This is a genomic window from Arthrobacter sp. (assembly GCF_048266065.1).
Lineage (GTDB): Bacteria > Actinomycetota > Actinomycetes > Actinomycetales > Micrococcaceae > Arthrobacter_H.
Window position 1 is genome coordinate 321,114 of the sequence record NZ_JBLXAH010000001.1, and the last position, 25,364, is coordinate 346,477.

The following is a 25,364-nucleotide window of genomic DNA, read 5'->3' on the forward strand; positions in this document are numbered from 1 at the left end:
TGGGTAGGGTGGGATCCCGCCGACATCAAGGAGTCATCCCACGCCGCCGTCGTCCTGGCGTCCTCAGCGAAGCAAACGGAGCTGGACGTCCTGCGCCGCCCCTCGACGCGGATGCGTGGACCACCGCGGCCACCAGTTCATCTGATGCCGAGCAGGGGAAGCCGGAGCCTGACATCTTGGAAGCGGCCCTGGAAACGGTCTGGGTCGATGCCGGACATGCCGTATTCGTGGGGGATGCGGTGTGGGATATCCATGCGTGCACGAAGATTTCGCTGCCCACCATCGGGCTGTGCAGTGGCGGGACCGGTGCCGCGGAACTGCAGGAGGCCGGGGCGGACCAGGTGCATGCCCATCCCGCCGAGCTCCTCGAACAGCTGGAATCCAGCATCCTGGGCGAACTGGTCGAGCGGGCACGGGGTTTCTAGCACGGGGGGCCCGCCGATGCGATGGGTACTTCTCCCCATGCTCGAATCGGCTTCAAACCACCGGACCCCCGGCAATGCGTGGCACCCTGATGGATGGAAGCGGATCACGGATCCATCAGCAGCCCCCCAGGAGAACCCATGTCCAGTGCCCGGCCAGCCATCCTTTCAGTTGTCCTCGCTGCTGCCCTCCTGACTGGTTGCAGTTCGGGCGGCTCGTCACCGGACCCGCAGGGAACTGAAGCGGCCACGGGTGCCCCGTCGGGTTCGGCCGGAACGGCCAGCAGCTCACCGGCTGCGGCCTCCGGAGCAGATTCCGGCGTAGGAGTGGAATCCGCCGACACCAGCAAGGTGCTCGCCCAGCAGGAGTACACGCTGCCCGGCACCAAGGACTCCGTCAAGCTGGGCGTGCAATCACTGGTTGTCGAGGGCAAGACGATGGTCCTGAAGCTGGTCGTCACCCCGGAATTCAGCTCGGTGGGGGACAACGAGCCGGTGAGCATCTACGACGCGACCGGGGGCGGCTCCGTCTACATCGCCCCGAAGCTGGTGGACCGCGAGAACCTCAAGGAATACAGCCTGATCCACGACGGCGCCACGTCATGGTCAACGGAGATCGTCACCACGGACACCACCAACCACCAGCCCGTCATCTGGTGGGGCGTCTACGCCGCCCCCGAAGATGACGTCAAGACCATGGACCTGCGGACCATGCCGGGCGTCCCCGAGTTCACGAACGTGCCGATCCAACGATGAGCCGCCCGATGCCCCGTGCAGCCGCAGCAGGTGTGGCGCTCGCCCTCGCCGGCGCGCTCCTGGTCCCGGCTCCGGCCCTCGCCACCGTCCCGGACGGCCCGGACAACGTGCCCGAACCGACGTCGAACCAGCTGGGCGACTCCGTCCAGGTCTTCTCCGACCTGGCCGGTTCGGTCAGGCAGTGGAAGCTGGGGGACTCGGTGTCCAGCGTGGAATCCAAGACCACCGATGGCGGCGAAACCACCATCACCTTGTCCACCGACATCCTGTTCACCCCCGATAGTTCGAAGCTGCCCCGAACTGCCGCCGCGCGGATCGCGAAGTTGGTGGCCAAGGTGCCCCAGAAGGCCCATGTCGCCGTGGCCGGGCACACGGATTCGTTCCAGGGCAAGGTCGACAACCAGAAGCTCTCCGAGGCCCGGGCGCGCGCCGTCGCAGCGGTCCTGAAGGGCAAGCGTGCTGACCTGTTGCTTCAGGTCAAGGGGTATGCCGCCACCCGGCCGGCAGTTCCCGAGGACCCCAAGGACCCCTCGACGTTCGCCAAGAACCGGCGCGTGGAGATCACCTACAGCCGGTAGGGCGGATCCGGCACGCCGCTGGTTGGGCGCTGCAAATCGTGGCAGGGTGGGACCAGCCCCGCCCGGACGATCCGCAGGAGGAATCATGACCGCCATCCACGTCACCCAGTACGGTCCGCTGAGCCAGCTCGTCGTCTCCGACGAGTCAGGCCCCACCGGTGTCGGGGAGGGCCAGCTGCTCGTGAAGGTGGCCGCAGCCAGCATCAACGCCATTGACGCGGGAATGGCCGAAGGTGCCATGGCCGACGACGCACCCCTGGAGCTGCCCTTCACGCTCGGTGGCGACTACTCCGGCACCGTCGAGAAGGTCGGTCCCGGCGTTGGGGGTTTCGCCGTCGGCGACCCGGTGATCGGCCAGGCCAACGTCCTGATGGGCGGCTCGGGAAGTTTTGCCGACCGGCTCGTCGCCCCAGCCCTGTTCGCCGCCCACGCCCCACGCGCCGTGCCGCTGATCGAGGCGGCGTCCCTGCCCCTCGTGGGGGCCAGCGCCGTCCAGGCCCTCGGCACGCTCTCCCCGCTGCGGGGCACCACGCTGCTGGTGCTCGGCGGCGGAGGTTCGATCGGCAGCATTGCGGTCCAACTCGCCAAGGCCGGCGGAGCGCGGGTCATCGCCAGCGCCGCCGGGCCCGACCTGGACTTCGTCTCCTCCCTCGGCGTCGACGAGGTCCACGACTACGCCGACGATTCATGGCTCGCCGGCCTGAAGAACCTCGACGGGATCCTCGACGCCTCCCCGGGAGTGGACCCCACGCTGTACTATCCGATGCTGCGCGAAGGGGGCACCATGGTCTCGCTGCTCACCCAGCACGACGCCGATGCCGCCTCCGCTGCCGGCGTCATGGCCTCCACGCAAATGACGCTGCCCGTCACCGAGACCCTCGATCGCCTCGTGGCGGCCGTCGATGCGGGAGGCCTCACCCTGCGCATTGCCGAGGCCCTGCCGCTGGAACAGGTGGCCGAGGCCTTCGAAGTCGACGTCACCACCGCCGGCAAGGTCCTGCTCGTCGCCGGTCGCTGAGCGCCGAGGGCCACGGGACAAGACATGGACGCACGGCAACTCACCTATTTCCTGGCAGTGGTGGACCACGACGGGTTCGGTCGTGCCGCCGAGCACCTGATGATCGCCCAGCCCTCGCTCTCCCAGGAGATCAAGACGCTGGAGCGGGAGGTCGGCCTGCCGCTCTTCCACCGGGTCGGCCGCCGCGCGGTGCTCAGCGAGGCAGGCCGCGAGCTGATCGGCCCCGCCCGTACGGTGGTCCGCGATCTGCAGGCGGCGGGCATGGCACTTGATGCCCTCAAGGGCGTGCGCAGCGGCAGCCTGGACCTGGTCGCCATGCCCTCACCGGCAGTCGAACCCTTGACCACCATGCTCGCCGGCTTCACTGCCCGGCACCCGCGGATCACGGTCAACGTCGAAGCGGCTTTCACCGTGGACGACGTCGTGGCCTCCATTCGCTCGGGCAGCACCGAAATCGGGTTGCTCGGCTCGGACCGCCTACTGCGTCCAGCGGGCGTTGACGTGCTCGAACTCGAACGCCAGCCACTGATGCTCATCGTCAACCCGCATGCAGACCAGTTTGCCGATCGAGAGGTGCTGCAACGGGAGGATCTGGATGGGCACCGGGTGATCGTCTCGCAACGCGGGTCCCTCATGCGCTGGTTGATCGACGACATGCTGGTCACCGGAATCGACGTGGAAATCGCCGTGGAGGTCGCCCACCGCACCTCCATCCTGCCCCTCGTGTTGGCGGGGATCGGGCACGCGGTGATGCCCTCCTCCTGGGCCGCGCTCGCCCGCCAATCCGGACTGCGGGTCCTGGGCCTGGAGCCGGTGGCCGATCTCCATGTGGCCGTCGCCAGCCGACGTGCAGACCTCACTCCTGCAGCCCGCGCCTTCCTCGACGTTGCCGCCGACCACGCGGCCCTGGCGGAGCCGACGACCGAAACATAGGCCTTGCCTATGTGGCGGATGCAAAACAAGTCTTGGACGCTATGGGCAGATTCTTGCTCTGATGGATCCAACGTCACGACCCTGTGACACGGACCACCTTTTCCGAGGAGCATCATCATGACCCAGCGTTTCAGCATCGCCTCCATCCCGGCAGACCGCGTCGGCCGGGAAGTCGTCGCGGCCGGCCGCCGCGTTCTGGAGACCATCGCCGAGCAGTCCAACGGCGAGATCGCCTTCGACTTCACCGAATTCCCCTGGGGCAGCGACTACTACGCCCGGCATGGGGTGATGATGGACCCCCACGGCCTCGAGGCATTGAAGGACTTCGATGCCATCTACTTTGGTGCCGTCGGATGGGAGAACGTCCCGGACCACGTCAGCCTCTGGGGCCTTCGGTTGAACATCACGCAGAATTTCGACCAGTGGGCCAACATCCGTCCCGTGAAGTTCCTGCCCGGCGTGACCTCGCCGCTGCGCAAGGCAGATGATACAGAACTCGATTGGATCGTGGTCCGCGAAAACAGCGAAGGGGAATACGCCGGCCTCGGCGGACGGAACCTCGCCGGCCGGGGGCCCGGCAACGAAATGGCCCTGCAGACCTCGCTGTTCACGGAGAAGGGCTGCGAACGCATCATGCGCTTCGCCTTCGACCTGGCCCGCACCCGCACCGTCAAGAAGGTCTCATCGGTCACCAAGTCCAATGCCCAGCAGTACGGCATGGTGCTCTGGGACGAGGTCTTCACCCGCGTCGCCGCCGACTATCCGGATGTGGCCACCGAATCGGTGCTGGTGGACGCGATGAGCGCGAAGTTCATTCTCAAGCCCGAGGACCTCTCCGTCGTCGTGGCTTCGAACCTCAACGCCGACATCCTCTCCGACCTCGGGTCGGCGCTCTCGGGCAGCCTGGGCCTGGCGGCCAGCGCAAACCTCAACCCCGAGCGGCGCTTCCCCTCGATGTTCGAACCCGTCCACGGCTCCGCACCGGACATCGCGGGCCAGGGCATCTCCAATCCCATTGGAGCCATTGCCAGCGCCGCGTTGATGCTGGACCACTTCGGCCTGCACGAGGAGGCGCGCCGCGTCGAGGCGGCCATCGAATCTGCGACCGCCTCCGGGCAACTGACCCGCGACATCGGCGGAACCGCCGACACCTCATCCGTCACCGATGCCATCGTGGCCGCGCTGCTGCCGCGGCTGGCCACCGTGTAGGAGCCCGCCATGACACGCAACCCGCAGCGTCGCGGATCGTTGTTCGCCTACGCCCGCAGCGGCCGGATCTACCGGCAGCTCTACTTCTGGGTCCTCGTGGCCATCCTGGTCGGCATCCTCGTCGGCTGGCTGGCCCCCGAGACCGGCCAGGCCATGCAGCCCATCGGCACCACCTTCATCGAGGCGATGAAGATGCTCATCGGCCCGATCGTCTTCCTGACGATCGTCGGTGGCATCGCCAGCGTCGCCGATCTAAAGAAGGTGGGCACCACCGGGCTGAAGGCACTGGGCTATTTCCAGATCGGGACCATCCTGGCCATGCTGCTGGGCCTGGTGGCCATCAACATCTTCCGTCTCGGCGACGGCGTGAATGCCGACGCCAGCAAGATCCAGGCCACCGGAAGCGCGGCAGAGCTCATCGAGAAGGGCGAACACCAGCAATGGTGGGAGTTCCTGACCCATGTGGTCCCGGGGAGCATGGCCGAGCCGTTCGTCGAGGGCGACATCCTGCAGATCATCTTCATGGCGGTCATCTTCGGCGTCGCCCTCAACGCCATCGGCAAGATCGGCGCCCCGGTGCTCGACATCGTCGAACGGCTGACGAAGGTTGTCTTCAAGGTCCTGAACATCATCATGAAGGCCGCACCGCTGGGCGCCTTCGGGGCCATGGCCTTCGCCGTGGGCAAGTACGGCGTGGAGACGCTGACCAGCCTGGGCTGGCTGATCCTGCTGTTCTACGGCACCTCGATCTTCTTCGTGGTCGTCGTCCTCGGCTCGGTCATGGCGTTCCTGAAGCTGAACATCTTCTCGATGCTGCACCACCTGCGCGAGGAACTGCTGCTGATCCTGGGCACCTCAACCGCGGAACCTGCGTTGCCGGGGCTGATGAGCAAGCTCGAACACGCAGGGGTGAAGAAGGAGACGGTCGGGCTGGTGGTGCCGACCGGATACAGCTTCAACCTCGACGGCGCCGCGATCTACCTCTCGCTGGCTTCGCTGTACATCGCGCAGGCGACGAACACCGACCTGACGATCACCCAGCAGCTGGGCCTGCTGGCCGTCATGTTGCTGACCTCCAAGGGTGCAGCAGGTGTCGCCGGTGGCGGGTTCATCGCCCTCACCGCTACATTGAGCACCCTGGGCACCATTCCGGCGGCGGGCATCATGTTGATCTTCGGCATCGACAAGTTCATGTCCGAATGCCGTGCGCTGGTGAACTTCTGCGGCAACGCCGTCGCCACCCTGTTCATCGCCTGGTGGGACAAGTCGCTGGACGTGGACCGGGTGCGCAAGGTGTTCCGCGGTGAGTACGTGCCACCGTTGGCCACCGTGACACCCTCGGGCGCGGAAGGGGAAGCCGCACCAGCTCCGGTGGGAGCGCACCCGGGGGAGAACCCCGCCCATCCGGCGGAATCCGCCAGCGGGGAGGACTCCGGGCCCCGGGGAGCTGAACCAACCGAGGGCGCGGCGCGCGGGGCCACTGACGACGACGATGCCTCCACGCCGGCAGCACTGCGGGCAGGAGTCCGCTGAGCCCGGGATGGCCCGACACGGTGGCGGTGGCCCGGCGATGCAGGTATCGCCGGGCCACCGCCTTTCGGTCTCCGACGCGATGTGGGTAACGTAGCCACCACCGGGATGCATCCGGTGACATTCCGGCGTCCGCCCCAGGAGGCAAGTGCATGACCCCCACCGACACGCCAGCCCGCGCGAACGATGCTGCCGATGGCCCGTCCCTCTTCGGACCCGTCGACCTGACCGGGCTGGACGGGCAGTTCACCCCCGCCGAGAAGGACCTGGCGCTCTCCGTGCGGTCCCTGGTCGATGAGCACATCCGCCCGAACATCGCCCACTGGTATGAGCAAGCGGTCTTCCCGCGGGAGATCATCCCGGAGCTCGCCAAACTGGGGCTGCTCGGCATGCACCTGGACGGCTACGGCTGCGCCGGCAGGTCCGCCGTCGAGTACGGGCTGGCAGCATCGGAACTGGAAGCCGGCGATTCGGGACTGCGGACCTTCGTCTCCGTCCAGGGCTCGCTGGCCATGTCGGCGATCCACAAACACGGGTCCGAAGAACAGAAGCAGCGCTGGCTCCCCGCCATGGCTGCCGGTGAGGCCATCGGCTGCTTCGGACTAACCGAGCCGACCGCCGGGTCGGACCCCGCCGGGATGCAGACCCTGGCCGTCCAGCAGCCCGGCGGCGACTGGGTCCTCAACGGTGCCAAACGCTGGATCGGGATGGCCACCATCGCCGACGTGGCCATCATCTGGGCGCAGACCCGCGAACCCGGGGACGCCCGGGGAGTCCGGGGCTTCGTCGTCCCCACCGATGCGCAGGGATTCCGGGCGGAGGCGATCCCCTCCAAGTTGTCGATGCGGGCCTCCGTGCAATGCGACATCTTGCTCGAGGATCTCAGGCTGCCGGCGGATGCCATCCTGCCCGCCGATTCAGCGATCGGACTCAAGGGGCCATTCGCTTGCCTGAACGAGGCCCGCTACGGGATCATCTGGGGCGTCATGGGTGCAGCGCGCGACAGTTTTGACGCCGTCCTGGACTACAGCGCAGGCCGCTTGCAATTCGGGACCCCGCTGGCCGGACACCAGCTGACCCAGGCGAAGCTCGCTGACATGGCGTTGGAAATCAACAAGGGCTACCTGCTCGCCCTGCAGCTCGGCCGGGCCAAGGATGCCGGAACCCTGGAGCCCGTGGCGATTTCCGTCGGCAAGCTCAACAACTGCCGCGAGGCCATCGCCATCGCCCGTGAGGCACGCGAAATGCTCGGAGGCAACGGCATCACGTTGGATCATTCGCCGTTGCGCCATGCCAACAACCTCGAATCCGTCAGGACCTACGAGGGCACCGACGAGGTCCACGCCCTCATCATCGGTCGCCAACTCACCGGGATCGGCGCCTTCACGGCCGCCGGAAAGTAAACCGGCTCCAGCACGACGGCGGGGCCGACGCCGCGCGGGGAGCTGCCCGCCCAGAACGCCGGATACCCGGTCGGGTTGTCCCGGATCGTTACCGATCCGTGCTCGGTTCCCCAGCCCCACCGGGTCAGAATCGGAATGACCATTCGAAGGACCAATTCGGCCACCCGCTGTGAGGACACCATGGCACGACACACTGCCAGCGCTTCCACCCGTTACCGTCGGCCCGCGATGGGCCTGGTCCTGGCCGGCATGTTGGCCCTGGCCGCCTGCTCCGCCGGGGAACCCTCCAACTCCACGGCACCCACGGCCGATGAGGCGGCGGCCTCCGGAAGCCTTGGGGCACGGAGCAACCCGCCGTCCGGCGCATCGTCCGCACCGGTGTCCGCTGCGACGTCGCTCCCCGCATCCACCACCCCGCCCGCTGCCACGTCCCCCGCCCCCTCGCGGCCGTCATCGTCTGCACCCGCGGCTGGCGGGGAAATCCCGATGACCACGTGGAAGACCGCGAAGATGGCGGGCTTCTCGTTCAAACATCCCGCCCAGTGGTCGGTGCGGATCGACCCGGAATACGGGGACCAGGGAGAGTACTCGAATTACCAGATCGTCGATGGAACCGGAACACCCATCGCCGACTTCACCCCGAACTCGGCAGCGGACACCGACGGCGACGCCGGGGTCTACACCTACACCGACCTGCAGCGGATCCCCGTTCCCCAGCTGGACTACCGGCCCACCATGGTCCTGTTCGAGCACATGGACATCAACCAGCCGGCCGGCCAGAAGGAATACGAACGGCAGCTCGCCCGCCTATCGGTGCGCGACGTGGCCCAGGTGGGCAAACGTGGACACCACCCCTCGCTGCCGTACTTCCACGCGGCCCGGGACGTCTTGCCGTGGTTCTCCACCACCGACCCGTTCTTCAACCAGGGCATGGATCCCCGCACGATCACCGTGGCCCAGGCCACGGCGTTCATGGCCACCGAACGATATCGGGCCATGAAGCAGCTGATGCTCTCACTGCGCTACGACGGCTGATCCTCGAGCCGAGGCTGCGGAACATCCGCAAGAAACCGTTCCAGGTCTTCCAGCACGACGGCGGGGTCCTTGAGCTGGCACTCCCACAGGTCAAGCACCTGCCAGCCGATCGCCCGCAGGTCGGCGTGGTTGCGTTCGTCGCGCTCGGCGTTGCGCCGACGCTTGTCCGCCCAGAATCCGGCATTCGTCGCCGGGGCGTGCCGACCCACCGGACAGTCGTGTTCATGCCAGAAGCACCCGTTGACGAACACGACCTTGCGCCGGGAAGCGAACACCAGATCCGGGCGTCCCGGAAGCTTTCCGCCGCGGAAGGCCACCGTGGGGTCCCGCCTCCGGGCGGCCTGAAGCGCGGCCGCTGAAATCTGCCCATGGAGCCGGTAGCGGTACCCGGCGCGGTGGGCCAGGCGGCGCACCAGCAGCTCCGGTTGGGTGTCCGTCCCGCGGATGCGGGACATCTGCGCCGAACGTTCGGTGAGGGTCAAGCGGTCCATGCCCACAGGATCGCACGATCGTTGGGCATCGGCGAAGCCCCGGAGGCGAATCGGAGACGGTGCTCCCGGGTGGCCGGCGCCAGGATTCGCTAACGCTTCCCGCGGCTCTCGGATGAAACGAACCGCCCACGCTGCCGGTCGTGTTCCAGCAGCCATCGCGGGCGCCAGCGTTGCGGCAACCACCAGGAAAAGAGGAATCCGGCCCCTCCCACGAGAATGAGAAAGGGACAGGTCAACACGAAAGTCTGTGTTGGCGACATGTTCTGGTGGATCCAGCCGTACCACAGGATGTAGCTGCCCGTGACACCGACCCACGCGCAGCAGGCGCTCCAGAGGGCGCACGTCAGCAGACCCCAGTATCTGCCAACCGGGATCAGGAACGGAGGCCGGGTGAGGAATCCACGCCACCGGCCGGTGTAGGCCCATCGCGCCATGAATCCCAGCATTCCGGCACCGAGGGCGCAGAAGCCCGCGGTAAACAACACTCCTGGCATGAAAGCCGGCATAGGTCTGTCCTCTTCGTCGATGTGCAGTCTCCCAGATCCGGCCCGCAGGCTAATGGCCGGGCATCGAACCGTCCGTGGCCAGGCGGCGCTCGATGCGCCGGTCGGGGACCAGCCAGAGGATGGCCACCCCGGCAAAGATGGCGACGGCCACGTAGACCAGCGCAGGCGACTCGTCGCGGCCGAACACCGCGCAGAGGATGCCCGCGATGTAGAGCACGGGGGAGAGCTTGCCCTTCAGATCCCGCCCCACGGCGGTGCGCAACGTCGAGCCGGCGCCCTGGGAACGGATGATGACCGACTGCAGGATGAAGTAGGCCACCGCGAGTGCCAGCAGGTCGGCGCCGTAGATGATCGCCGGAATCCGGGCGAAGGAACTCTCGTCCAGCCAGGCAGTGGTCAGCGGCAGCAACGAGAGCCAGAACAGCAGGTGGAGGTTGGCCCACAAGGCACCGCCGGTGATGCGCTCGGTGATCTGGAACATGTGGTGGTGGTTGTTCCAGTAGATGCCCACGTAGATGAAGCTGAGCAGGTATGTCAGCAGGCTCATCCCCAGCCCGGACGAGGTCAAGGCTGCCCAGTCATGCCCCTCGGGAACGTGGATTTCCAACACCATGATCGTCAGGATCACTGCCATGACCCCATCGCTGAAGGCCTCGACTCGGCTGGTGGGCATCGTCATCATCTCCCGGTTCCATCGGTGATCGGTACCGGGCGATCCTATCCCCAGGAACGACGGCGGTGCACGGCTGCCGCGGCCGAGGAAGACGCCGCTTCTTGCCTGCATGTTGTTTGTTCAAGTTTTCGCTTACGATAACTCCATCACATGTGCCCGGGGTGGTCCCGGGAAGAAAGCTGGGGGGATGAAAACAACATTTTGCCGCGCCATGGCGGTCATGGCGGCGGCCTCGTCGCTGGTCCTCGGTGGCACTGTCGCGGCAAGTGCCGCACCGGTTGCACCGTCCACCGTGACACCCTTCGCCGTGCAGGGCTCCGTCCCGGCGGCGACGACCTCCAAGGTCACCCTGGGAACCATCAGCTCGCCGATCGTGCGGGTGGGCGGTACCGCCACCGTGGCGCCCCAGGCGAAAACCAGTGGTGCGGTGGATATCCGGTCGAAGGCCATCACCGTGGTCCGGGGCAAGAAGACGCTCGTCAGGTCAAAGAGCAGCGCCCGGCTCAAGGCCGGAACCTACTCGGTCACCTCGGTGGTGAAGTACCGGAGCATTTCCGGGACGGGTGCGTCGAAGAAGTACTCGTCGACGAAGACGATCAGCAAGAAGCAGAAACTCGTTGTGCGCTCCGCCGTGGCCATCAAGGGCATTGCCGGCAAGACGGCTCCCTATCGGGGCAAGGCGACGATCAAGCCAAACGTGTCGCGGGCCAGCGGAGTCAGCCTCTCTTCCACCCGCCTGACAGTGAAGCAGGGCTCGAAGAAGGTCGCATCCAACAAGACTTCAGCTGCCTTGAAGGCAGGGACCTACCGCGTCACCACCACCGCGAAGTACCGCATTCCGCTCTACAAGACCAGCACCGTCAAGGCCACGTCGAAGCGGTTGGTCGCCGGCCCCGACACGCCAGCCAGGATGAACTGCAAGGTGACGAAGATCGGACCCGAAGAGAACTACTACTACTACTTTCCCACCCGCGAACTGACCCTGAAATGCACCGGCGCGTTTTCGGGTAGCTACACGACGATGGCCGACTACGCGCTCGACTCACCGGAAGCCCGGGACCTCGGCATTGCCGGGCAGTCCAATTGGTGGGACAACGAAGATTCCGCGACGAAGGTCAACCCCGTGGTCGGCGCCACCGCCTCGCCCTACCTGTTTCCCCAGCGGAATCTCTACACGTCGGTGACGACCAGCAAGAAGGTGACCAAGAAGTCCTGGTCGCCGACCTACTCGACGACGAAGACGCAGACGGTGCGCATCAAGGCGGGCAAGAAACCGAACCACGTCGACGGTACGGGTGGATACAAGTGTCCGGCCGGGTTCCCGATCAAGGGCAACGCCAGCTCGATGATCTACCACGTCCCCGGCGGCGCGTTCTACTCCCGCACCACACCTGAGGAGTGCTTCTCCAGTACTGCTGCGGCCCGATCCCACGGCTATCGCGCCTCCAGGCGATAGCCCCGCTGATAACAGGCCGGCCCGCGCGATGAAGTATCGCCGGGCCGGCCTGTTGCGGTGGTGCGACCGGCATCCAGGAGTAGTTGAACCTTCATCACAAATTTTGTCGATGGATTTTCCGTTTTCCCTTGCGATTCGTCACACTTCGTCCATACCCTGAACCAATGGACATCTCACGCACCCGTCAGAGGACCAGGCCAACCCACCCCAACACCCCGGGAAGTGCCCAGTGAGGGCCGGCCGCTGGACAGGCCCAGCAGCAGTCCTGGGGGTGGCCAGCCTGTTGATCGCCCCGGCCACGGCGGGAGCGGCAACTCCCACGACCCCCGTCCAGGCCCCGGCTGTCACGCTGCCGCAAGCCCCGTCGATGCACACCGAAGCCCGGAAGGTCGACGCGGTCCCGACCCCGAAGGCCGATTGGTTCGATTGTGATGAGTGGGCCGACGGTGCCGACTGTGCCATGGTCCCGCTTCCGCTGGACTACGACGAACCGAAGGGCCAGAAGACCGAGGTCGCCGTTCTGCGGTTGAGGGCCACCGATACGTCGAAGAAGAAGCTGGGAACCCTCTTCGTGAACCCCGGTGGACCCGGGGGCTCCGGCGTCCAGATGGCAGCAGCTGCCGAGCAGTTCGTCAGCCCGGCGGTCCGCCAGCGATTCGACATCGTCGGAATGGACCCCCGGGGAACCAACTTCAGCGACGGCGTCGCCTGTTGGAAGAACAACGGCGCCATGCAAAAGGACCTCGCCGGTTTCGCCGTCGCCTTCCCGTATACGAAGACCGAGACCAAGGCTTACGTCAAGTCATCGGAGGCCTTCGGCAAGGCCTGCGGGACCACAGGCAAACCCATGTCGGGCTCCATGTCCACCGCCGAGGTCGCCCGTGACATGGACATGCTGCGGCGTGTGGTGGGGGACAAGCAGCTCACCTACCTGGGCTTCTCCTACGGAACCTACCTGGGTAACGTCTACGCCAACATGTTCCCGGATCGGGTGCGTGCCGTCGTCATCGATGGCGTGCTGGATCCGCAGGGGTGGGCCGGGACGAAGTACAACAAGGCCCGCCCGCAGACCCAACGCATCAAGTCGGGTCAGGGAGCCGCCAAGGCGCTGCAGGAAATCCTCAAGCGATGCAAGGCGGCAGGGGAGAAGTACTGCCAGTTCGCCGCCGATGGCGACCCGGTGAAGAACTACCAGAAAATGATCGCGTCCCTGAAGAAGAAGCCGCTGGTGATCAAGGGGGAGGAAACCGGCGGCGAGCCCGTCGAGGTCAGCTACGCGACGCTGATCGGAACGCTCCTGAGCTCCATGTATTCTCCCGACGCCGGCACGTCGGTGGACTCGATCCTTTCCGAGGTCTCGGCGCTCCTGGCCCAGCCCGGTGCCCAGGGCAGCAAGCTGGCCCAGCGCCAGGCCGAGGCCCGCTCGGACATCGCGGCACGCATCAGTGCCGAGCAGCAGGCGCAGCAGTCCGCGGCGAACGAGAAAAAGCGGCTGGGCGCTGCCACCGGCTGGGGATTCCCCTACGACAATTCGGCCGAGGCTTTCCAATCCGTCCTGTGCACCGACGGGACGAACCCGTCCCGGGCGAAGAACTGGAGCCACTATGCCGACTACGCGCAGATCCTGGCTCCGGACTTCGGCCCGCTCTGGACCTGGGGTTCGGCTCCGTGCGCCAGCTCGACCTGGACGTCACAGGATGAGGATTCCTACCGCGGAACCTTCGATCACACCACCGCCCACCCGGTGTTGGTCGTCGGCAGCTACTGGGATCCGGCCACCAATTACGACGGCGCCGTGAAGGCTGCCTCGCTGTTGCCCAAGAGCCGGTTGCTCTCCAGCACCAACTGGGGCCACACCGCCTATGGCACCTCGAAATGCGCGACCGGTGCGATTGACGCCTACCTGCTCAGCGGCAAACTGCCCGCCAAGGGCACTGTCTGCGAGGGGGACGTGCAGCCGTTCACGACTCCGCTGGATGAACAGGGGGCGCAGAGCAAACTGCGCAAGGCGCAGGAAAGCCACCTGCCGCCCGTGGTCCCGCCGGTTCCCGGCGCGGTTCCGCGTCGCTGATCCAACCATCATGCAGCCCCCGGTTCCTTCCGTCGCGCGGGAGGGCCGGGGGCTGCGCCGTGTGCTGGGGCAGCGTGCCGCCGCCGGTGTGGGCGACCGGCTGCGCCTGCTCGGGGAGCTGGACGTGCTTCGGGGCACCCGTTTGCGGGGAGTCAGGGTGTGGGTGGAAAGGGATCGGTGAACTCTTGCACAACGCCGTCGCACCAACTAATGTACAACCAAATGGTTGCTTATGAAGTGAGTGACGCCGAGATCGACCGCATCTTCCAGGCCCTGGCGGATGCGACCCGGCGCGACATCATCCGGCAGGTCATGCTGGCCGAACAGTCGGTCACGTCCCTGGCCGGGAACTACCAGATGAGCTTCGCGGCGGTGCAAAAGCACATTGCGGTGCTCGAGCGGGCGTCGCTCGTGGGCAAGGAACGGCGCGGAAGGGAACAGATCGTGCACGGCAACCCGGAGGCGCTGCAACGGGCGGCAGGCCTGCTGGACGCCTACGGGGACATCTGGCGCCAACGCGCCGACCGCATCGGGGACATCCTCTCCGAACCGAGACAGGACTAGCACCATGACAGTCATCAGCCACACCGCAGACACCGAGAACCTGACCCTGACCTTCGTCGCCGAGTTCGACGCCGACGTGCAGCGCGTCTGGCAGATCTGGGAGGACCCGCGCCAACTCGAGCGCTGGTGGGGACCGCCCACCTACCCGGCGACGTTCGTCACGCACGAACTCGTGCCCGGCGGGGAGTCCCGCTACTACATGACCGGCCCCGACGGCGACAAATCCCGCGGGTGGTGGAAGACGGTGGAGACCAGCAAACCGGCCAGCTTCACCTTTGAGGACGGCTTCTCCGGCGACGACGGCGAACCCAGCGGTTGGCTGGGCAGCTCCTTTTGCACCGTGGAGCTCGAGGACCTCGGCGGGAGGACCCGCATGACGACGGTGACGACGTTCTCCAGCCTGGAACAGCTCCAGGAGATGCTCAAGATGGGCATGGAGGAGGGCATGGCACTGGCCATGGGACAGATCGACGCGATCCTCGCCGGGGACCCCGTCGGCTGACGCGGCTGCTGCACCGGGAGATGGCCGATCATCCGTCACACTTCCGGGGGCGCCGCCACCCCGGGCAGACTGGGATCCACGAGTCGCCGGGACGTCCCGGTGGCGGCGCGACGGCGAGGGAGCACCACATGAACGAGATCCAGCAGATGACCGTCACCGAGCTGGTGGGGGCGATTCGTCGTCGGGATCTCTCCTGCCGCGAGGCCGCCGAATCCCACTTGGCGCGGATCGACGCGATTAACTCGGTGATCAACGCCGTCGTGACGGTGGATGCCGACGGCGCTTTGGCCGCCGCCGACGCCGCCGACCGGATGACGGCCTCGGGGGCCGATCTGCCATTGCTCCACGGGTTGCCGATGACGCACAAGGACACGCATGACGTCGCCGGCATGCGCGGTACCCAGGGATCGCCGATCTTCGCCGACCACATACCAGTCGCCGATGCGCCGATCGTCGCCCGGCTGAAGGCTGCCGGAGTGGTCACCACGGGCAAGACGAACGTGCCGGAGTTCGCCGCCGGTTCCCACACCTTTAATCCCGTCTTCGGAACCACCACCAACCCGTATGACCCCACCCGCAGCGCCGGCGGCTCCTCGGGCGGGGTGGCGGCCGCCATCGCAGCGGGGATCCAACCGCTCGGCGACGGTTCGGACATGGGAGGATCGCTGCGGATCCCTGCCTCCTTCTGCAACGTCGTTGGCTTCCGCCCCTCCTACGGCGTGCTCCCGATGCCGGCGGCCACGAACGATTGGGCGTGGCTGGGCCGCACCGGCCCCATGGCCCGCGAGGTCGCCGACATCGCCTTGTTCATGCAGGCGGTGGCCGGGCCATCCGAGCGCGTGCTGCCGTCCGCCCCGCTGCGCGGCACCGATTTTTCCGGGATCCTCAACGACCGCGAGCCCGGTGATCTTCGCGGGGTACGCATCGGTTTCAGCCCCGACTTCGGGCTCGGCGTCCCGGTCGAGGCCGAGGTGCTTCAGGTCCTGCGTGAGCAGCTGCACCACTTCGAGGATGCCGGGGCGATGGTCGAGGAGGCCACCATCGACTTCACCGACGCGGACCTGGTCTTCCAGCGCACCCGGGCCACCGCCTTTGCGGCCAACCTCGGGCAACTGGTGCGCGATCACCGCGCGCTGATCAAACCCGAGGTCATCTGGAACGTCGAGCTCGGACAGTCGCTGACCGCCACCGAACTCATCGAAGCGACCGCGGCCCGCACCCGGCTGGCGGCAGCGGTTCGCGCGTTCTACTCCCGGTTCGACCTCTTCCTGGCCCCGGGAGCGCAGGTCCTGCCCTTCGATGCGACCCAGCGCTACCCCGGCGCAATCAACGGTGTCGAGTCGAGAACGTACCTGGACTGGATGCGCTCGGCCTGCCTGCTGTCGGCCACCGGATTGCCCGTGGTGGCGCTGCCGGCCGGCTTCACCGCCTCCGGACTGCCCGTCGGATTCCAACTGGCAGCGAACCACTACCGAGATGTCGAGCTGCTGCGCCATGCCCACGCCTTCGAGGCCCGCAGCCGGGTGGCCGACCGCCGCCCCGACCTGGTGCCCGGAAGCGGCCAGGCGACCCGGCCCATCGTCACGCTTGACGCCTAAACTGGCAGGCGATCTCACGATTTGCCCCTGCCACGCGTCTACAGGTTGATGAACACCACCCCAGCATTCGAAACCGTCGTGGAACGCCACGGCACCACGGTGCTGCGCGTCTGCCGCGCGGTGCTCGGCGCCGGAGCCGACGCCGACGACGCCTGGTCCGAGACATTCCTGGCAGCACTGCAAGCCTGGCCCGGACTCGACCCGGAGGCCAACCTGCAGGCCTGGCTGGTCACCATTGCCCACCGCAAGGCCATCGACGTCACGCGCGCCCGCGCCCGCCGCCCCGTCCCCGCGGGCCAGGCCGGCGACCCCGGGTGGCCACCGGGCACGACGGCGGAACGCACTCCGGGGATCACCCCACCACACGGGATCCCGGGGGAGGGCGAACCCGAACTCTGGGCCGCCGTCGGGCAGCTGCCCGAACGCCAACGCCTGGCCATCGCCTACCACTACCTCGGAGGACTCGCCCACACCGAGACCGCCCGGCTCATCGGCGGCACCCCCGCCGCCGTCCGCCGGGCTGCAGCCGACGGACTGAGGACCCTGCGCCGGGCCTACGGGGCCGACACCACCTGGGAAGGAAGAACCCCATGAACACCGCCACACCGGAGCCCACCACCGCAGCGCGCGCCGACAACGCACCGACCGGCGAGGAGGCGCGCCACCTCGATGACCTGCGCACGGCCCTGGCCGGCCGGGCCGAGGCCGCCGACCTGCTTGAGGTCTCCTACCGCACCGTGGACACCCCCGTGGGCCAGCTGCTGGTCGCCGCCACCGCAGCGGGCCTGGTCCGCGTCGCCTTCGCCCGCGAGGATTTCGACTCGGTCCTGGCCACCCTTGCAACCCACATCGGACCGCGGATCCTGCGCGGCGGCCACCGGCTGGACGAACCCGCCCGCCAACTCGACGAGTACTTCGCCCACCGGCGCACCGCGTTCGACCTGGTCCTGGACCACCGACTGTCCTCCGGCTTCCGGCAGGTGGTCCAGGCGTACCTGCCGAGCATCGGCTACGGACACACGGCAACCTACAAGGAGGTCGCCGGGCACGTCGGCAACCCGAAGGCCGTACGGGCCGTGGGCACCGCCTGCGCCACCAACCCGCTCCCCGTCGTCGTGCCCTGTCACCGGGTGCTGCGCTCCGACGGCGGATTGGGCGGCTACATCGGCGGGCTCCAGGCCAAGACAGCGCTGCTGCACCTCGAGCAGGCGGCCTGAGGACGGGGACCGCAGGAGGGAAGGGGAACCGCATGAACGAGGAGGCATTGTTCGGCAACGAACTGCTGCACCGCCCGCGCCGTGAACTGGCACCCGGGGCCACCTGGGTTCCCGGCTGGCTGGAAGCGCACCAGCAGCGCTGGCTGGTGGACCGGTTCCACGAATGGGCCAGCGGCCCGGTGCCGCTGCGCTCGGCCAGGGTCGGCGGGCACCGGATGAGCGTGAAGACCGTCTGCCTGGGCTGGCATTGGCGCCCCTACGCCTACACCCGCGACGCCGTGGACGTGAACGGCAACCGGGTGCTGGAGGTGCCCGACTGGATGGTGCGCCTGGGCCGCATGGCAGTCTCCGAGGCCACCGGGGATCCGGCAGCGGGAGCGGCCTACACCCCGGACACCGCCCTGGTGAACTACTACGACGACGCGGCCCACATGGGCATGCACCAGGACCGCGACGAACGCTCCCGCGCCCCGGTCGTCTCGCTGTCCATCGGGGACACCTGCAGGTTCCGCTTCGGGAACACGGAGCACCGCAACCGACCCTACGAGGACATCGAGTTGGCCTCCGGTGACCTGTTCGTCTTCGGCGGGGCGGCCCGGCTGGCCTACCACGGGGTCACCCAGGTGCTGCCCGGCACCGCCCCGGCCGGGTGCGGGCTCGGCTCGGGGCGCATCAACATCACGTTGCGGGAGACCGGGCTGTCCGGCTAGGCAGGGGCACCGGAGGGCAGGCTCAGGCGTCGAACCGGTCCAGCGCCGCGAGGTAGGCCTCGTGGAAGGTGGGGAACTGGGCGACCTGATCGCGCAGAACCTCCAGGCGGATGCCGGCCCGGATGGCCAGGGCCGCGTGGTGGATCCATTCTCCGGCCTCTGGGCCGATGGCCCACGCGCCGAGCAGCACCTTCCGGTCGGTGTCGGCCAGCAGGCCCAGGTGGCCCGCCGGCTCGCGTTCGAAGGTCCAGGGTTTGGCCAGTGCCGCCGCGAGGTCGAGCTCCACGGATTCCACCGCCAGGCCCTGGGTTCTCGCCTGGGCCTCGGTCAACCCCACACAGGCGATGTCCGGGACGCCGAAAACCACCCGGGGGATCCCGTCATAGTGCGCCGTCCGCACGGTGCCGAGGATCGCATCGGCGGCGATCCGCCCCTGGTACTTGGCCACATGGGTGAAGGGCATGATCCCGTTGACGTCCCCGACGGCCCACACATTCGCTGCAGCACGGCACTGGCCGTCCACCCGGATCGCCCCCCGGGCGTCGGGCTCGATGCCGAGCGTCTCCAATCCGAGGTCGCCGGTGCGCGGGGCGCGCCCGGTGGCGAAGACGACGACGTCGGAGCGCACCTCGGCCGTGCCCGTGCCCTCCAGCTCCAGCACGCTGTCATCGCCGTCGCGCCGCGCCCGGTCGGGGGAGGCCCCGAGCAGGACGGTGGCACCCGCGGCCTCCAGCCGTTCGCGGGCCAGTTCCCCGACGCGCGGTTCCTCGCGGGAGAGCAGCGCCGTCCCGCGGTGCACCAGCGTGGTCTTCACGCCGAAGCCTGCCAAAAACGTGGCGGTCTCCACCCCCACGGCGCTGCCGCCGACCACGGTGGCCCGGCGTGGCAGCTCACTCACCGTGTAGGTCTCGCGATTGGTCCACACCGTGATGTCCTCCAGCCCGGGCACCTTCGGGAGCACCGGCGTCGTCCCCGTGGCGATGACCAAGTGTTCTGCGGTGATCGAGTCGTCGCCGACCCGGACCCGGATCCGCCCTTCGGTGCCGCGCCCGTCCCGGCCGGTGATGCGCCCGGCACCCTGGAGGACGACTGCCCCGCGCCCGCGGTAGCCATGGACCTGGGCGGCGTCGTCGAGATGGCGGATCATCGTGTCCCGGTAGGTGGCGGCATCGGTCCAGTCCAGCGTCGTGCCGGTGACGCCTGCCGCCGCGCGGGCCTCGGCGGCCAGCTGGACGGGGCGCAGCAGCGTCTTGGACGGGATGCAGGCCCAGTAGCCGCATTCGCCGCCGATCAGCTCCCGCTCGATCACCGCCACCCGTCGTCCGGCATCGAGCAGCCGGCTCGCCGCGACTTCCCCGCCGGGGCCCATGCCCAGCACGATCACATCCACCTCGGTGTCCATGCCCCCACGATGCCACGGGGGACGACGGCGGAACAGGGGTGCTGCTTCTGGGCGGCGTGAACCTGGCGCACGTCGATGCGCACGTGGTGTCCGCTGGAGCGGCTGGGGCGGGCATCCCGGGTGAGCAGTGGGCAATCAAGTGCTTCGGCCAACGCCAGATAGGCCGCGTCGTACGCCGAGACGTTCTCCCGAAGCTGGAAGGACCGCCGCCGTAGCCCGTCGGACGACGGCCACCGGCGCAGGGGAAGGTCGTCCAGATCCGTGAGCAGATCCTGCGCCCGAGTTGCCGAGATGCGCCCACCCCGGGTGAGCCCACGGAGCGCCGAGACCACTTCGACGTCGATCAGTGTTGGCGCATGGAGTTCCTCAGTGGCCAGGAGGGTGCGCAGGGCCCCGGAACCGGGCACGGCGAGCAGCGCGTCGATCGCCGCCGAGCTGTCCACCACGATCATCAGCCTCTGCGTTGGGCCAGCTGTTCGTCCCGTTCCCTGCGGGCTTCCGCGAGTGAGTCGAGCGTTGACTGTGGGCCGTGCTCGGATCTGCGCGCCGCGCGTTGGAGCACCTCGCCGACTGTGGGACGGGCAACCTCGTTTGATATGAGATTCAGCAGGTAGGTGTTCAGGGATTCTCCCTGTTCGGCGGCACGCGCCTTCAACGCCCGGCGTTCGTCATCCGGGACATTGCTGATCTGCAAGGGCGAACCCATATATGCATTTTGCCTCCATATGGATACAAAGTGCATCCCCTGCGGAACAACCCCACCCGGGGCACGACGACGGAACAGGGGTGGCGGCGTTAGTGTCCGGGGGGCTCCAGGCCCGCGGCCGCCGGATAGTGGACCACCACTGAGAAGACGGCTGCCGAGCGGCCCTCGTTGGAGTAGCTGTGCTCGACGTCGCCGGCATGGGAGGCCGAGTCGCCGGCGGCCAGCACCACGGTGTTCTCCTGGACCCCGAGCGTCACCTTGCCCGAATGCACCGAGAGCAGTTCGCGGGTTCCCGGCGGATGGGGTGCGCTGTGGTGGACCTCCCCGGCGGACATCCGCCATTCCCAGAGCTCGGCCACATTGCTGCCGCCCAGGCTCCCGGCCAGGTGGGCCGTGCCGCCGTCGTCCCCCTCCCAGAGCAGCGGGCCCTCACCGGCGCGGCGGACCTGCAGCGCCTCGGTGTCCCCGGCGCCGACCAGCGAGGCGAAGGCGATCCCGAGGGCATCGGAGATGCTCGAGAGCACTGCAATGGAGGGGTTGGCCTGGCCCTGTTCGATGGCGACCAGCGTGCGCCGGCTGACACCCGAGCGGGTGGCGACCTCGTCGAGGGACCACTGGCGGGAGGTGCGGCGGGCGCGGATGCGCTGGCCGATCAGTGCCGCGATGTCCTGGTGTCCGGTCACGAGGGGTTCCTTCCGTTCGTCGAGGGCCATCCTACCCGGGGAACGGCGCCCGCCCCATGGTGATGCACTGCATAGTGCAGTATTGTGCACTATTCGTTACGATGGATCCATGACTTCCTACCGTGATCTCTTCCGTGCCCCCGGCGTGCTGCGCGTCGTGGTCTCGCAACTGGTCGCGCGCTTCCCCGCGGGGATGCTGTCGCTGGCCGCGTTGATCCACGTCGAGCGCGTCCACGACTCCTATACGGCTGCCGGCCTGGTGCTGGCTGCACTGGCCATCGGCCAGGCCATCGCCGGTCCACTGAGCAGCCGCATCTTCGGACGGTTCGGCATGCACCGCGTCCTGCTGGCCACCCTGGTGGTCTCCGGCGTCTCCATCCTCGCCCTGGCCCTGCCCGGGCTCTCGGTGGGTGCCTACGCGGCGATCGCCCTGGTCTGCGGACTGAGCACCCCGCCGGTGCAGCAGGCGGCCCGCTCGATCTACCCCTCCCTGGTCAACCCCGGGGCCCGCGGTGCCCTGTTCTCCTTCGACGCCTCCCTGCAGGAGGTCATCTGGATCCTGGGTCCGGTGCTGACCACGTTCGTCTCGCTGTCGATCAACTCCTCGCTGGGCATCGTCATGGCCGCAGTCTTCCTCATCGGCGGCGGCGTCTGGTTCATCACCACCGAGCAGATCTCCCGCGCCGTGGCGCTGCCGCCGACCGGCCGCTTCGGCTCGGTGCTGGTCTCGCCGGCACTGCGGCTGGCCGCGGTCATCGGTTTCCTCATCTGCGCCACGATCTCCATGGTCGAGGCCTCCATCGTCGCCACGTTCGGCCACGGGGGAGCCCAGGCCGGCATCATCCTGGGGATCTTCTGCGTCGGCTCCCTGGCCGCGGGCCTGTACCTGGGCCGCAAGCGGATCGGCCGCTGGAGCACAGCGCGGCGGATGTCCATCGTGTGCGTCGGCCTGGCGCTGGCCACCCTCGGCACCGGGTTCTGGTGGCTGACCGCCACCATCTTCCTCGCAGGACTCGGAGTCGCCCCGGTGATCGCCGCGCTGACCCAGATGACCTCCTCCGGGGTCCCCGCTGCCGACGTCGCCGAGGCCTTCGGCTGGACGACGACGGCGCAACTGATCGGGGTGGCCATGGGCTCCGCCGTGGCCGGCGCGCTCATCGACGGCCCGGGCACCCAGGCCGCAATGGCCGGGGCGACCGCCGTTGCAGTCATCACCTGCGTGGTCGCCCTGGCAGCCCGCCGCGGGCAGCCCGGGGCACCAACCACCGAGGAAGAGCTCGTCGCCGCCGGATACACCAAGGCCGCTTGAAGCGACCTTCCCTGAAGCCGGCGCGGGCGGTAGCGTGCGGTCATGGCCATCGCACGCTACCCCAGCTTCATCATCGACTGCCCTGACGCCGAGGCGCTCGCCTCCTTCTACTCCGGGCTGCTCGGCTGGCGCATCAGCCAGGAGGACGGCGGTTGGATCGACATCCGTCCCGACGACGGATCGAACTGCATCTCCTTCCAGCAGGTCACCGATTACCGCGCACCCGAATGGCCGGGACAGGGCGTGCCGCAACAGATGCACCTCGACGCGATCGTGGAGGACCTCGAGGAGGGCGAACGCGACGTGCTGCGCCTGGGCGGGACCGTGGCCGACACCCAGCCGGGGACGACGTTCCGCGTGTTCCTGGATCCCGCGGGCCACCCGTTCTGCCTCTGCCTGAACTGATCCCCGCGACCGCTCAATCGGTCGGTGACGGTTCCGGGGGACCGGCATCCCGGGACGGGGGAGGCCCGCCGTCGTCCTGGCCCGCGTCCACGGGGCGGCCGTCCCGCTCGCCCTCCAGATGCCGTTTGAGCTTTTCCTCGGCATCCTGGCGTCGGCGCAGGATGTTGCGGAATTCGTCGACTTCGTGCTCGGTTTCCCCGGTATGACGGGTACTGGCGCGCTGCAAAGGGGTCTTTCGTCGTGCGCTCATGGGGTGTGCATCGACGGCCTTGCGGGGGCCGAATCCTCACGAAGCGGGTCGGTCTCGGGTTCCGGCGGCACCTCGATCGGATCGATGGCCGGTTCCGGCCACGGTTCGGCGGGCGGTTCCGGTGAGGTCGGTGGATCCGTCGTCGGCACGGTGCTCGGACTCGGCTGCGGCTCGGTGGGCGGGGCCGTGGGCGGCTGCGTCGGATCGGCGGGCCGGCCCGGGCTCGGTTGTCCCGGTGGATCGATGCCCGGACCGGCGGGAATCGAGGAATCGTGGCCCGAGCGGGCCCTGTCGATGTTCATCGTCTACCTCCATTGGAGGGGCCTGTTGGGGCCGTGCGTGGTTCATCCCACGCTGCGGATGGGCCGACAATGCGGCAAGGCTCCCCTGCTTGGCAGTCAACACCGGCAGGCACCGCAGGTCAATGATGCGGGCGGGTCAACCGTCGAAGTGCGTCCCGACGTCGCCCGGTGCGACGTTCTCGACGATCCGCATGGCGACGTCGCGAAGTTTCATGTTGCGGGTGCTGGACGCCCGCTGGAGGATCGAGAACGCCTCCTCCTGGTTGCAGCGGTTCTGCCCCATGATGATTCCAACGGCTACGTCGATGACCGTCCGGGAGGCCAGGGCTGCCTTGAGGTCCTTCGTCGTGTCGAGCAACTGCGCGATCCGGACGGCCAGGCGGATGCTGGCACTGGCCTGCGCCGCATAGGCGAGCGCCAGGTCCTGCATGTCCTCGTCGAAGGCGGCCGCGCCCTCGGCATAGAGGTTCAAGGCCCCGAGCGCTTCGCCCAAGAGGTCAAAGGGTGCTGCCATGATGGACTCGACGCCGGTGCCGCGGATCTCCGCGATGTACTCGGGCCATCTTTTCTCCCGGGACAGATGGGGCGCATGGAACACCTCGCCGTTCCTGGCGGCGCTCAGGCAGGGGCCCTCGTCGTACTTGTACTGCAGCTCATCCATGAGGGCCGCCTCGGGGCCGCTGCTGGCGGCCATGTCGCCACGACGGTCCCGCAAGAGCGTCACCCCGCAATGAATGCGCGGACCTTGGCGGGACAGCGAATCCGACGCGTGGATGGCCAACTGCGTCAGGAACTCCTGGACCTGGGCGCTATCGAGGATGTGCCGTTGCAGCTCTTCGGCAACGTTCTGCGGGTCGAGCCGTTGGCTGTTCATCATGGTTTCCTCTCCAGAGAGGTGACGCGCCCCGAAGCCGGGTGCACGATGATCCCCTTCTGCAGTTCCACCCCGTCGGGCTCAGGCCAGCCCGGTGGGATGGGCAGCCAGATCGGTGGGGTGTTCATCGGGGTGAGGGGGCGTCGACACGTAGTCGGCGACGTCGGGTGACTCCAAGGTCGTCTCATGTACCCGGGACCTGCGTGAGCCCGTCATGCGGACGAAATCCAAGGTGGACTTGGTCTCCACACCCGCATGGTGGGCGAATGGTGCCGGAATCCGGTCCTGCCATTCCGCGGGAACAAGGGGCGCAAACTCGGTGTGCTCGGCGATGTAGGTCCGTAGGGCCGGGCAAAACGGCAAGACGGCGAGTCGACTGGCGTGGGCATCCATCATCACGTGCCGCATGAGGATGTCCACGAGGACTGCGGACTTGAAACAGCGCTTCATGGAGGTGTAGCGCAGCCATATTTCCTGGCCTGACATGCTGTATTGCACGAAGCCGGCCAGCTCCCCGGCCTTGAAGATCTGGTACTGGAGCTGCTCGCGGTTGTTCTCGACAACGATCGGCATGGGCTAGGGGGCCTGCGTCCGGAATGCTGCGGCAGGGGAAGGCGAAAATTGGGAAAACAGGGAACTCACGGCTGCTCCGATCAAGGATCCAGTGGCCCGCTGCTGAACCACTAGTCAGCCTACTACAGGCGCTCGGATTCCGGGGGCATGCCGGGGATCCATACGGGAGCACAAGACCCGCGGGATTG

At 67.8% G+C, this 25,364-nt stretch carries 29 protein-coding genes; 19 read left to right on the forward strand and 10 right to left on the reverse strand.

From position 1 onward, the window contains the following. Positions 1-8: 8 nt before the first annotated feature. The 9 genes from ACN0TP_RS01605 to ACN0TP_RS01645 all read left to right on the forward strand — a co-directional run bounded on the left by ACN0TP_RS01605 (position 9) and on the right by ACN0TP_RS01645 (position 8,884). The gene (locus ACN0TP_RS01605; protein WP_417215745.1) at positions 9-425 is read left to right on the forward strand and encodes an HAD family hydrolase; all 417 of its coding nucleotides are present in this window, start codon (positions 9-11) and stop codon (positions 423-425) included. A gap of 138 nt (positions 426-563) precedes the next feature. After that, entirely contained in the window at positions 564-1,178 is a 615-nt protein-coding gene (locus ACN0TP_RS01610) for a hypothetical protein (protein ID WP_417215747.1), read from the forward strand. 8 nt (positions 1,179-1,186) lie between these two features. After that, the gene (locus ACN0TP_RS01615; protein WP_417215749.1) at positions 1,187-1,756 is read left to right on the forward strand and encodes an OmpA family protein; all 570 of its coding nucleotides are present in this window, start codon (positions 1,187-1,189) and stop codon (positions 1,754-1,756) included. Between the two features lie 85 nt (positions 1,757-1,841). Next, positions 1,842-2,774 carry an NADP-dependent oxidoreductase gene (locus ACN0TP_RS01620; protein WP_417215752.1) on the forward strand — a complete coding sequence of 311 codons (933 nt, stop codon included), beginning with the start codon at positions 1,842-1,844 and terminating at the stop codon, positions 2,772-2,774. A gap of 24 nt (positions 2,775-2,798) precedes the next feature. Further along, positions 2,799-3,707, forward strand: a complete 909-nt coding sequence (locus ACN0TP_RS01625) for a LysR family transcriptional regulator (RefSeq protein WP_417215754.1) — start codon at positions 2,799-2,801, stop codon at positions 3,705-3,707. Between the two features lie 111 nt (positions 3,708-3,818). Next, on the forward strand, positions 3,819-4,916 hold the full coding sequence (locus ACN0TP_RS01630) for a tartrate dehydrogenase (protein WP_417216483.1): 1,098 nt from the start codon (positions 3,819-3,821) through the stop codon (positions 4,914-4,916). Between the two features lie 9 nt (positions 4,917-4,925). Beyond that, on the forward strand, positions 4,926-6,449 hold the full coding sequence (gene dctA / locus ACN0TP_RS01635) for a C4-dicarboxylate transporter DctA (RefSeq protein ID WP_417215755.1): 1,524 nt from the start codon (positions 4,926-4,928) through the stop codon (positions 6,447-6,449). A 149-nt stretch (positions 6,450-6,598) separates the two neighbouring features. Further along, positions 6,599-7,849 (forward strand): acyl-CoA dehydrogenase family protein, encoded by a 1,251-nt coding sequence (locus ACN0TP_RS01640; RefSeq protein WP_417215758.1) that lies wholly within the window; start codon positions 6,599-6,601, stop codon positions 7,847-7,849. Between the two features lie 180 nt (positions 7,850-8,029). Then, the gene (locus ACN0TP_RS01645) at positions 8,030-8,884 is read left to right on the forward strand and encodes a hypothetical protein (RefSeq protein ID WP_417215760.1); all 855 of its coding nucleotides are present in this window, start codon (positions 8,030-8,032) and stop codon (positions 8,882-8,884) included. Here ACN0TP_RS01645 and ACN0TP_RS01650 read toward each other — a convergent pair. Both ACN0TP_RS01650 and ACN0TP_RS01655 read right to left on the reverse strand, forming a co-directional pair. Continuing rightward, entirely contained in the window at positions 8,872-9,375 is a 504-nt protein-coding gene (locus tag ACN0TP_RS01650; protein WP_417215763.1) for a very short patch repair endonuclease, read from the reverse strand. The genes ACN0TP_RS01645 and ACN0TP_RS01650 overlap by 13 nt on opposite strands. Positions 9,376-9,930: 555 nt before the next feature. Beyond that, positions 9,931-10,563, reverse strand: a complete 633-nt coding sequence (locus ACN0TP_RS01655) for a TMEM175 family protein (protein WP_417215766.1) — start codon at positions 10,561-10,563, stop codon at positions 9,931-9,933. A gap of 178 nt (positions 10,564-10,741) precedes the next feature. Here ACN0TP_RS01655 and ACN0TP_RS01660 point away from each other — a divergent pair, with 178 nt between their 5' ends. The 8 genes from ACN0TP_RS01660 (at position 10,742) to ACN0TP_RS01695 (ending at position 18,672) form a co-directional block, all read left to right on the forward strand. Then, the gene (locus ACN0TP_RS01660; protein WP_417215768.1) at positions 10,742-12,010 is read left to right on the forward strand and encodes a hypothetical protein; all 1,269 of its coding nucleotides are present in this window, start codon (positions 10,742-10,744) and stop codon (positions 12,008-12,010) included. A 271-nt stretch (positions 12,011-12,281) separates the two neighbouring features. Beyond that, positions 12,282-14,081, forward strand: coding sequence for an alpha/beta hydrolase (locus tag ACN0TP_RS01665; protein WP_417215771.1), 1,800 nt, complete (start codon positions 12,282-12,284; stop codon positions 14,079-14,081). A gap of 222 nt (positions 14,082-14,303) precedes the next feature. Then, a complete protein-coding gene (locus ACN0TP_RS01670; RefSeq protein WP_417215773.1) occupies positions 14,304-14,645 on the forward strand; it encodes an ArsR/SmtB family transcription factor in 342 nt (113 codons plus the stop codon). Positions 14,646-14,649: 4 nt separating this feature from the next. After that, a complete protein-coding gene (locus ACN0TP_RS01675) occupies positions 14,650-15,147 on the forward strand; it encodes an SRPBCC family protein (RefSeq protein ID WP_417215776.1) in 498 nt (165 codons plus the stop codon). Positions 15,148-15,275: 128 nt separating this feature from the next. After that, positions 15,276-16,745, forward strand: a complete 1,470-nt coding sequence (locus ACN0TP_RS01680) for an amidase (protein ID WP_417215779.1) — start codon at positions 15,276-15,278, stop codon at positions 16,743-16,745. A 48-nt stretch (positions 16,746-16,793) separates the two neighbouring features. Next, positions 16,794-17,339, forward strand: a complete 546-nt coding sequence (locus ACN0TP_RS01685; RefSeq protein ID WP_417215782.1) for an RNA polymerase sigma factor — start codon at positions 16,794-16,796, stop codon at positions 17,337-17,339. Next, positions 17,336-17,962: a methylated-DNA--[protein]-cysteine S-methyltransferase gene (locus ACN0TP_RS01690; RefSeq protein ID WP_417215785.1), complete on the forward strand. Its 627-nt coding sequence runs from the start codon at positions 17,336-17,338 to the stop codon at positions 17,960-17,962. Before ACN0TP_RS01685 ends, ACN0TP_RS01690 begins: the two co-directional genes overlap by 4 nt. A 32-nt stretch (positions 17,963-17,994) precedes the next feature. Beyond that, a complete protein-coding gene (locus tag ACN0TP_RS01695; protein ID WP_417215788.1) occupies positions 17,995-18,672 on the forward strand; it encodes an alpha-ketoglutarate-dependent dioxygenase AlkB family protein in 678 nt (225 codons plus the stop codon). Between the two features lie 22 nt (positions 18,673-18,694). On the opposite strand, the gene ACN0TP_RS01700 is transcribed toward ACN0TP_RS01695, so the two are convergent. The 4 genes from ACN0TP_RS01700 to ACN0TP_RS01715 form a co-directional block, all read right to left on the reverse strand. Next, positions 18,695-20,074: a dihydrolipoyl dehydrogenase family protein gene (locus ACN0TP_RS01700; RefSeq protein ID WP_417215791.1), complete on the reverse strand. Its 1,380-nt coding sequence runs from the start codon at positions 20,072-20,074 to the stop codon at positions 18,695-18,697. Then, positions 20,053-20,526 (reverse strand): type II toxin-antitoxin system VapC family toxin, encoded by a 474-nt coding sequence (locus ACN0TP_RS01705; protein WP_417215793.1) that lies wholly within the window; start codon positions 20,524-20,526, stop codon positions 20,053-20,055. Before ACN0TP_RS01705 ends, ACN0TP_RS01700 begins: the two co-directional genes overlap by 22 nt. After that, on the reverse strand, positions 20,526-20,780 hold the full coding sequence (locus tag ACN0TP_RS01710) for a hypothetical protein (RefSeq protein ID WP_417215796.1): 255 nt from the start codon (positions 20,778-20,780) through the stop codon (positions 20,526-20,528). The genes ACN0TP_RS01705 and ACN0TP_RS01710 overlap by 1 nt, the downstream gene beginning before the upstream one ends. 89 nt (positions 20,781-20,869) lie before the next feature. Continuing rightward, positions 20,870-21,463 carry a helix-turn-helix domain-containing protein gene (locus tag ACN0TP_RS01715; protein ID WP_417215799.1) on the reverse strand — a complete coding sequence of 198 codons (594 nt, stop codon included), beginning with the start codon at positions 21,461-21,463 and terminating at the stop codon, positions 20,870-20,872. Positions 21,464-21,572: 109 nt separating this feature from the next. Here ACN0TP_RS01715 and ACN0TP_RS01720 point away from each other — a divergent pair, with 109 nt between their 5' ends. Next, positions 21,573-22,772: an MFS transporter gene (locus tag ACN0TP_RS01720; RefSeq protein ID WP_417215802.1), complete on the forward strand. Its 1,200-nt coding sequence runs from the start codon at positions 21,573-21,575 to the stop codon at positions 22,770-22,772. A 42-nt stretch (positions 22,773-22,814) separates the two neighbouring features. Then, on the forward strand, positions 22,815-23,177 hold the full coding sequence (locus ACN0TP_RS01725) for a VOC family protein (protein ID WP_417215805.1): 363 nt from the start codon (positions 22,815-22,817) through the stop codon (positions 23,175-23,177). A gap of 13 nt (positions 23,178-23,190) precedes the next feature. Here ACN0TP_RS01725 and ACN0TP_RS01730 read toward each other — a convergent pair whose 3' ends face one another. The 4 genes from ACN0TP_RS01730 to ACN0TP_RS01745 form a co-directional block, all read right to left on the reverse strand. Continuing rightward, positions 23,191-23,427, reverse strand: coding sequence for a hypothetical protein (locus ACN0TP_RS01730; RefSeq protein ID WP_417215808.1), 237 nt, complete (start codon positions 23,425-23,427; stop codon positions 23,191-23,193). Next, positions 23,424-23,729, reverse strand: coding sequence for a hypothetical protein (locus ACN0TP_RS01735; RefSeq protein ID WP_417215810.1), 306 nt, complete (start codon positions 23,727-23,729; stop codon positions 23,424-23,426). Before ACN0TP_RS01735 ends, ACN0TP_RS01730 begins: the two co-directional genes overlap by 4 nt. A 136-nt stretch (positions 23,730-23,865) precedes the next feature. Beyond that, on the reverse strand, positions 23,866-24,606 hold the full coding sequence (locus ACN0TP_RS01740; RefSeq protein ID WP_417215812.1) for an ANTAR domain-containing protein: 741 nt from the start codon (positions 24,604-24,606) through the stop codon (positions 23,866-23,868). A 78-nt stretch (positions 24,607-24,684) separates the two neighbouring features. Further along, entirely contained in the window at positions 24,685-25,176 is a 492-nt protein-coding gene (locus tag ACN0TP_RS01745) for a GNAT family N-acetyltransferase (protein ID WP_417215815.1), read from the reverse strand. Positions 25,177-25,364: the final 188 nt, after the last annotated feature.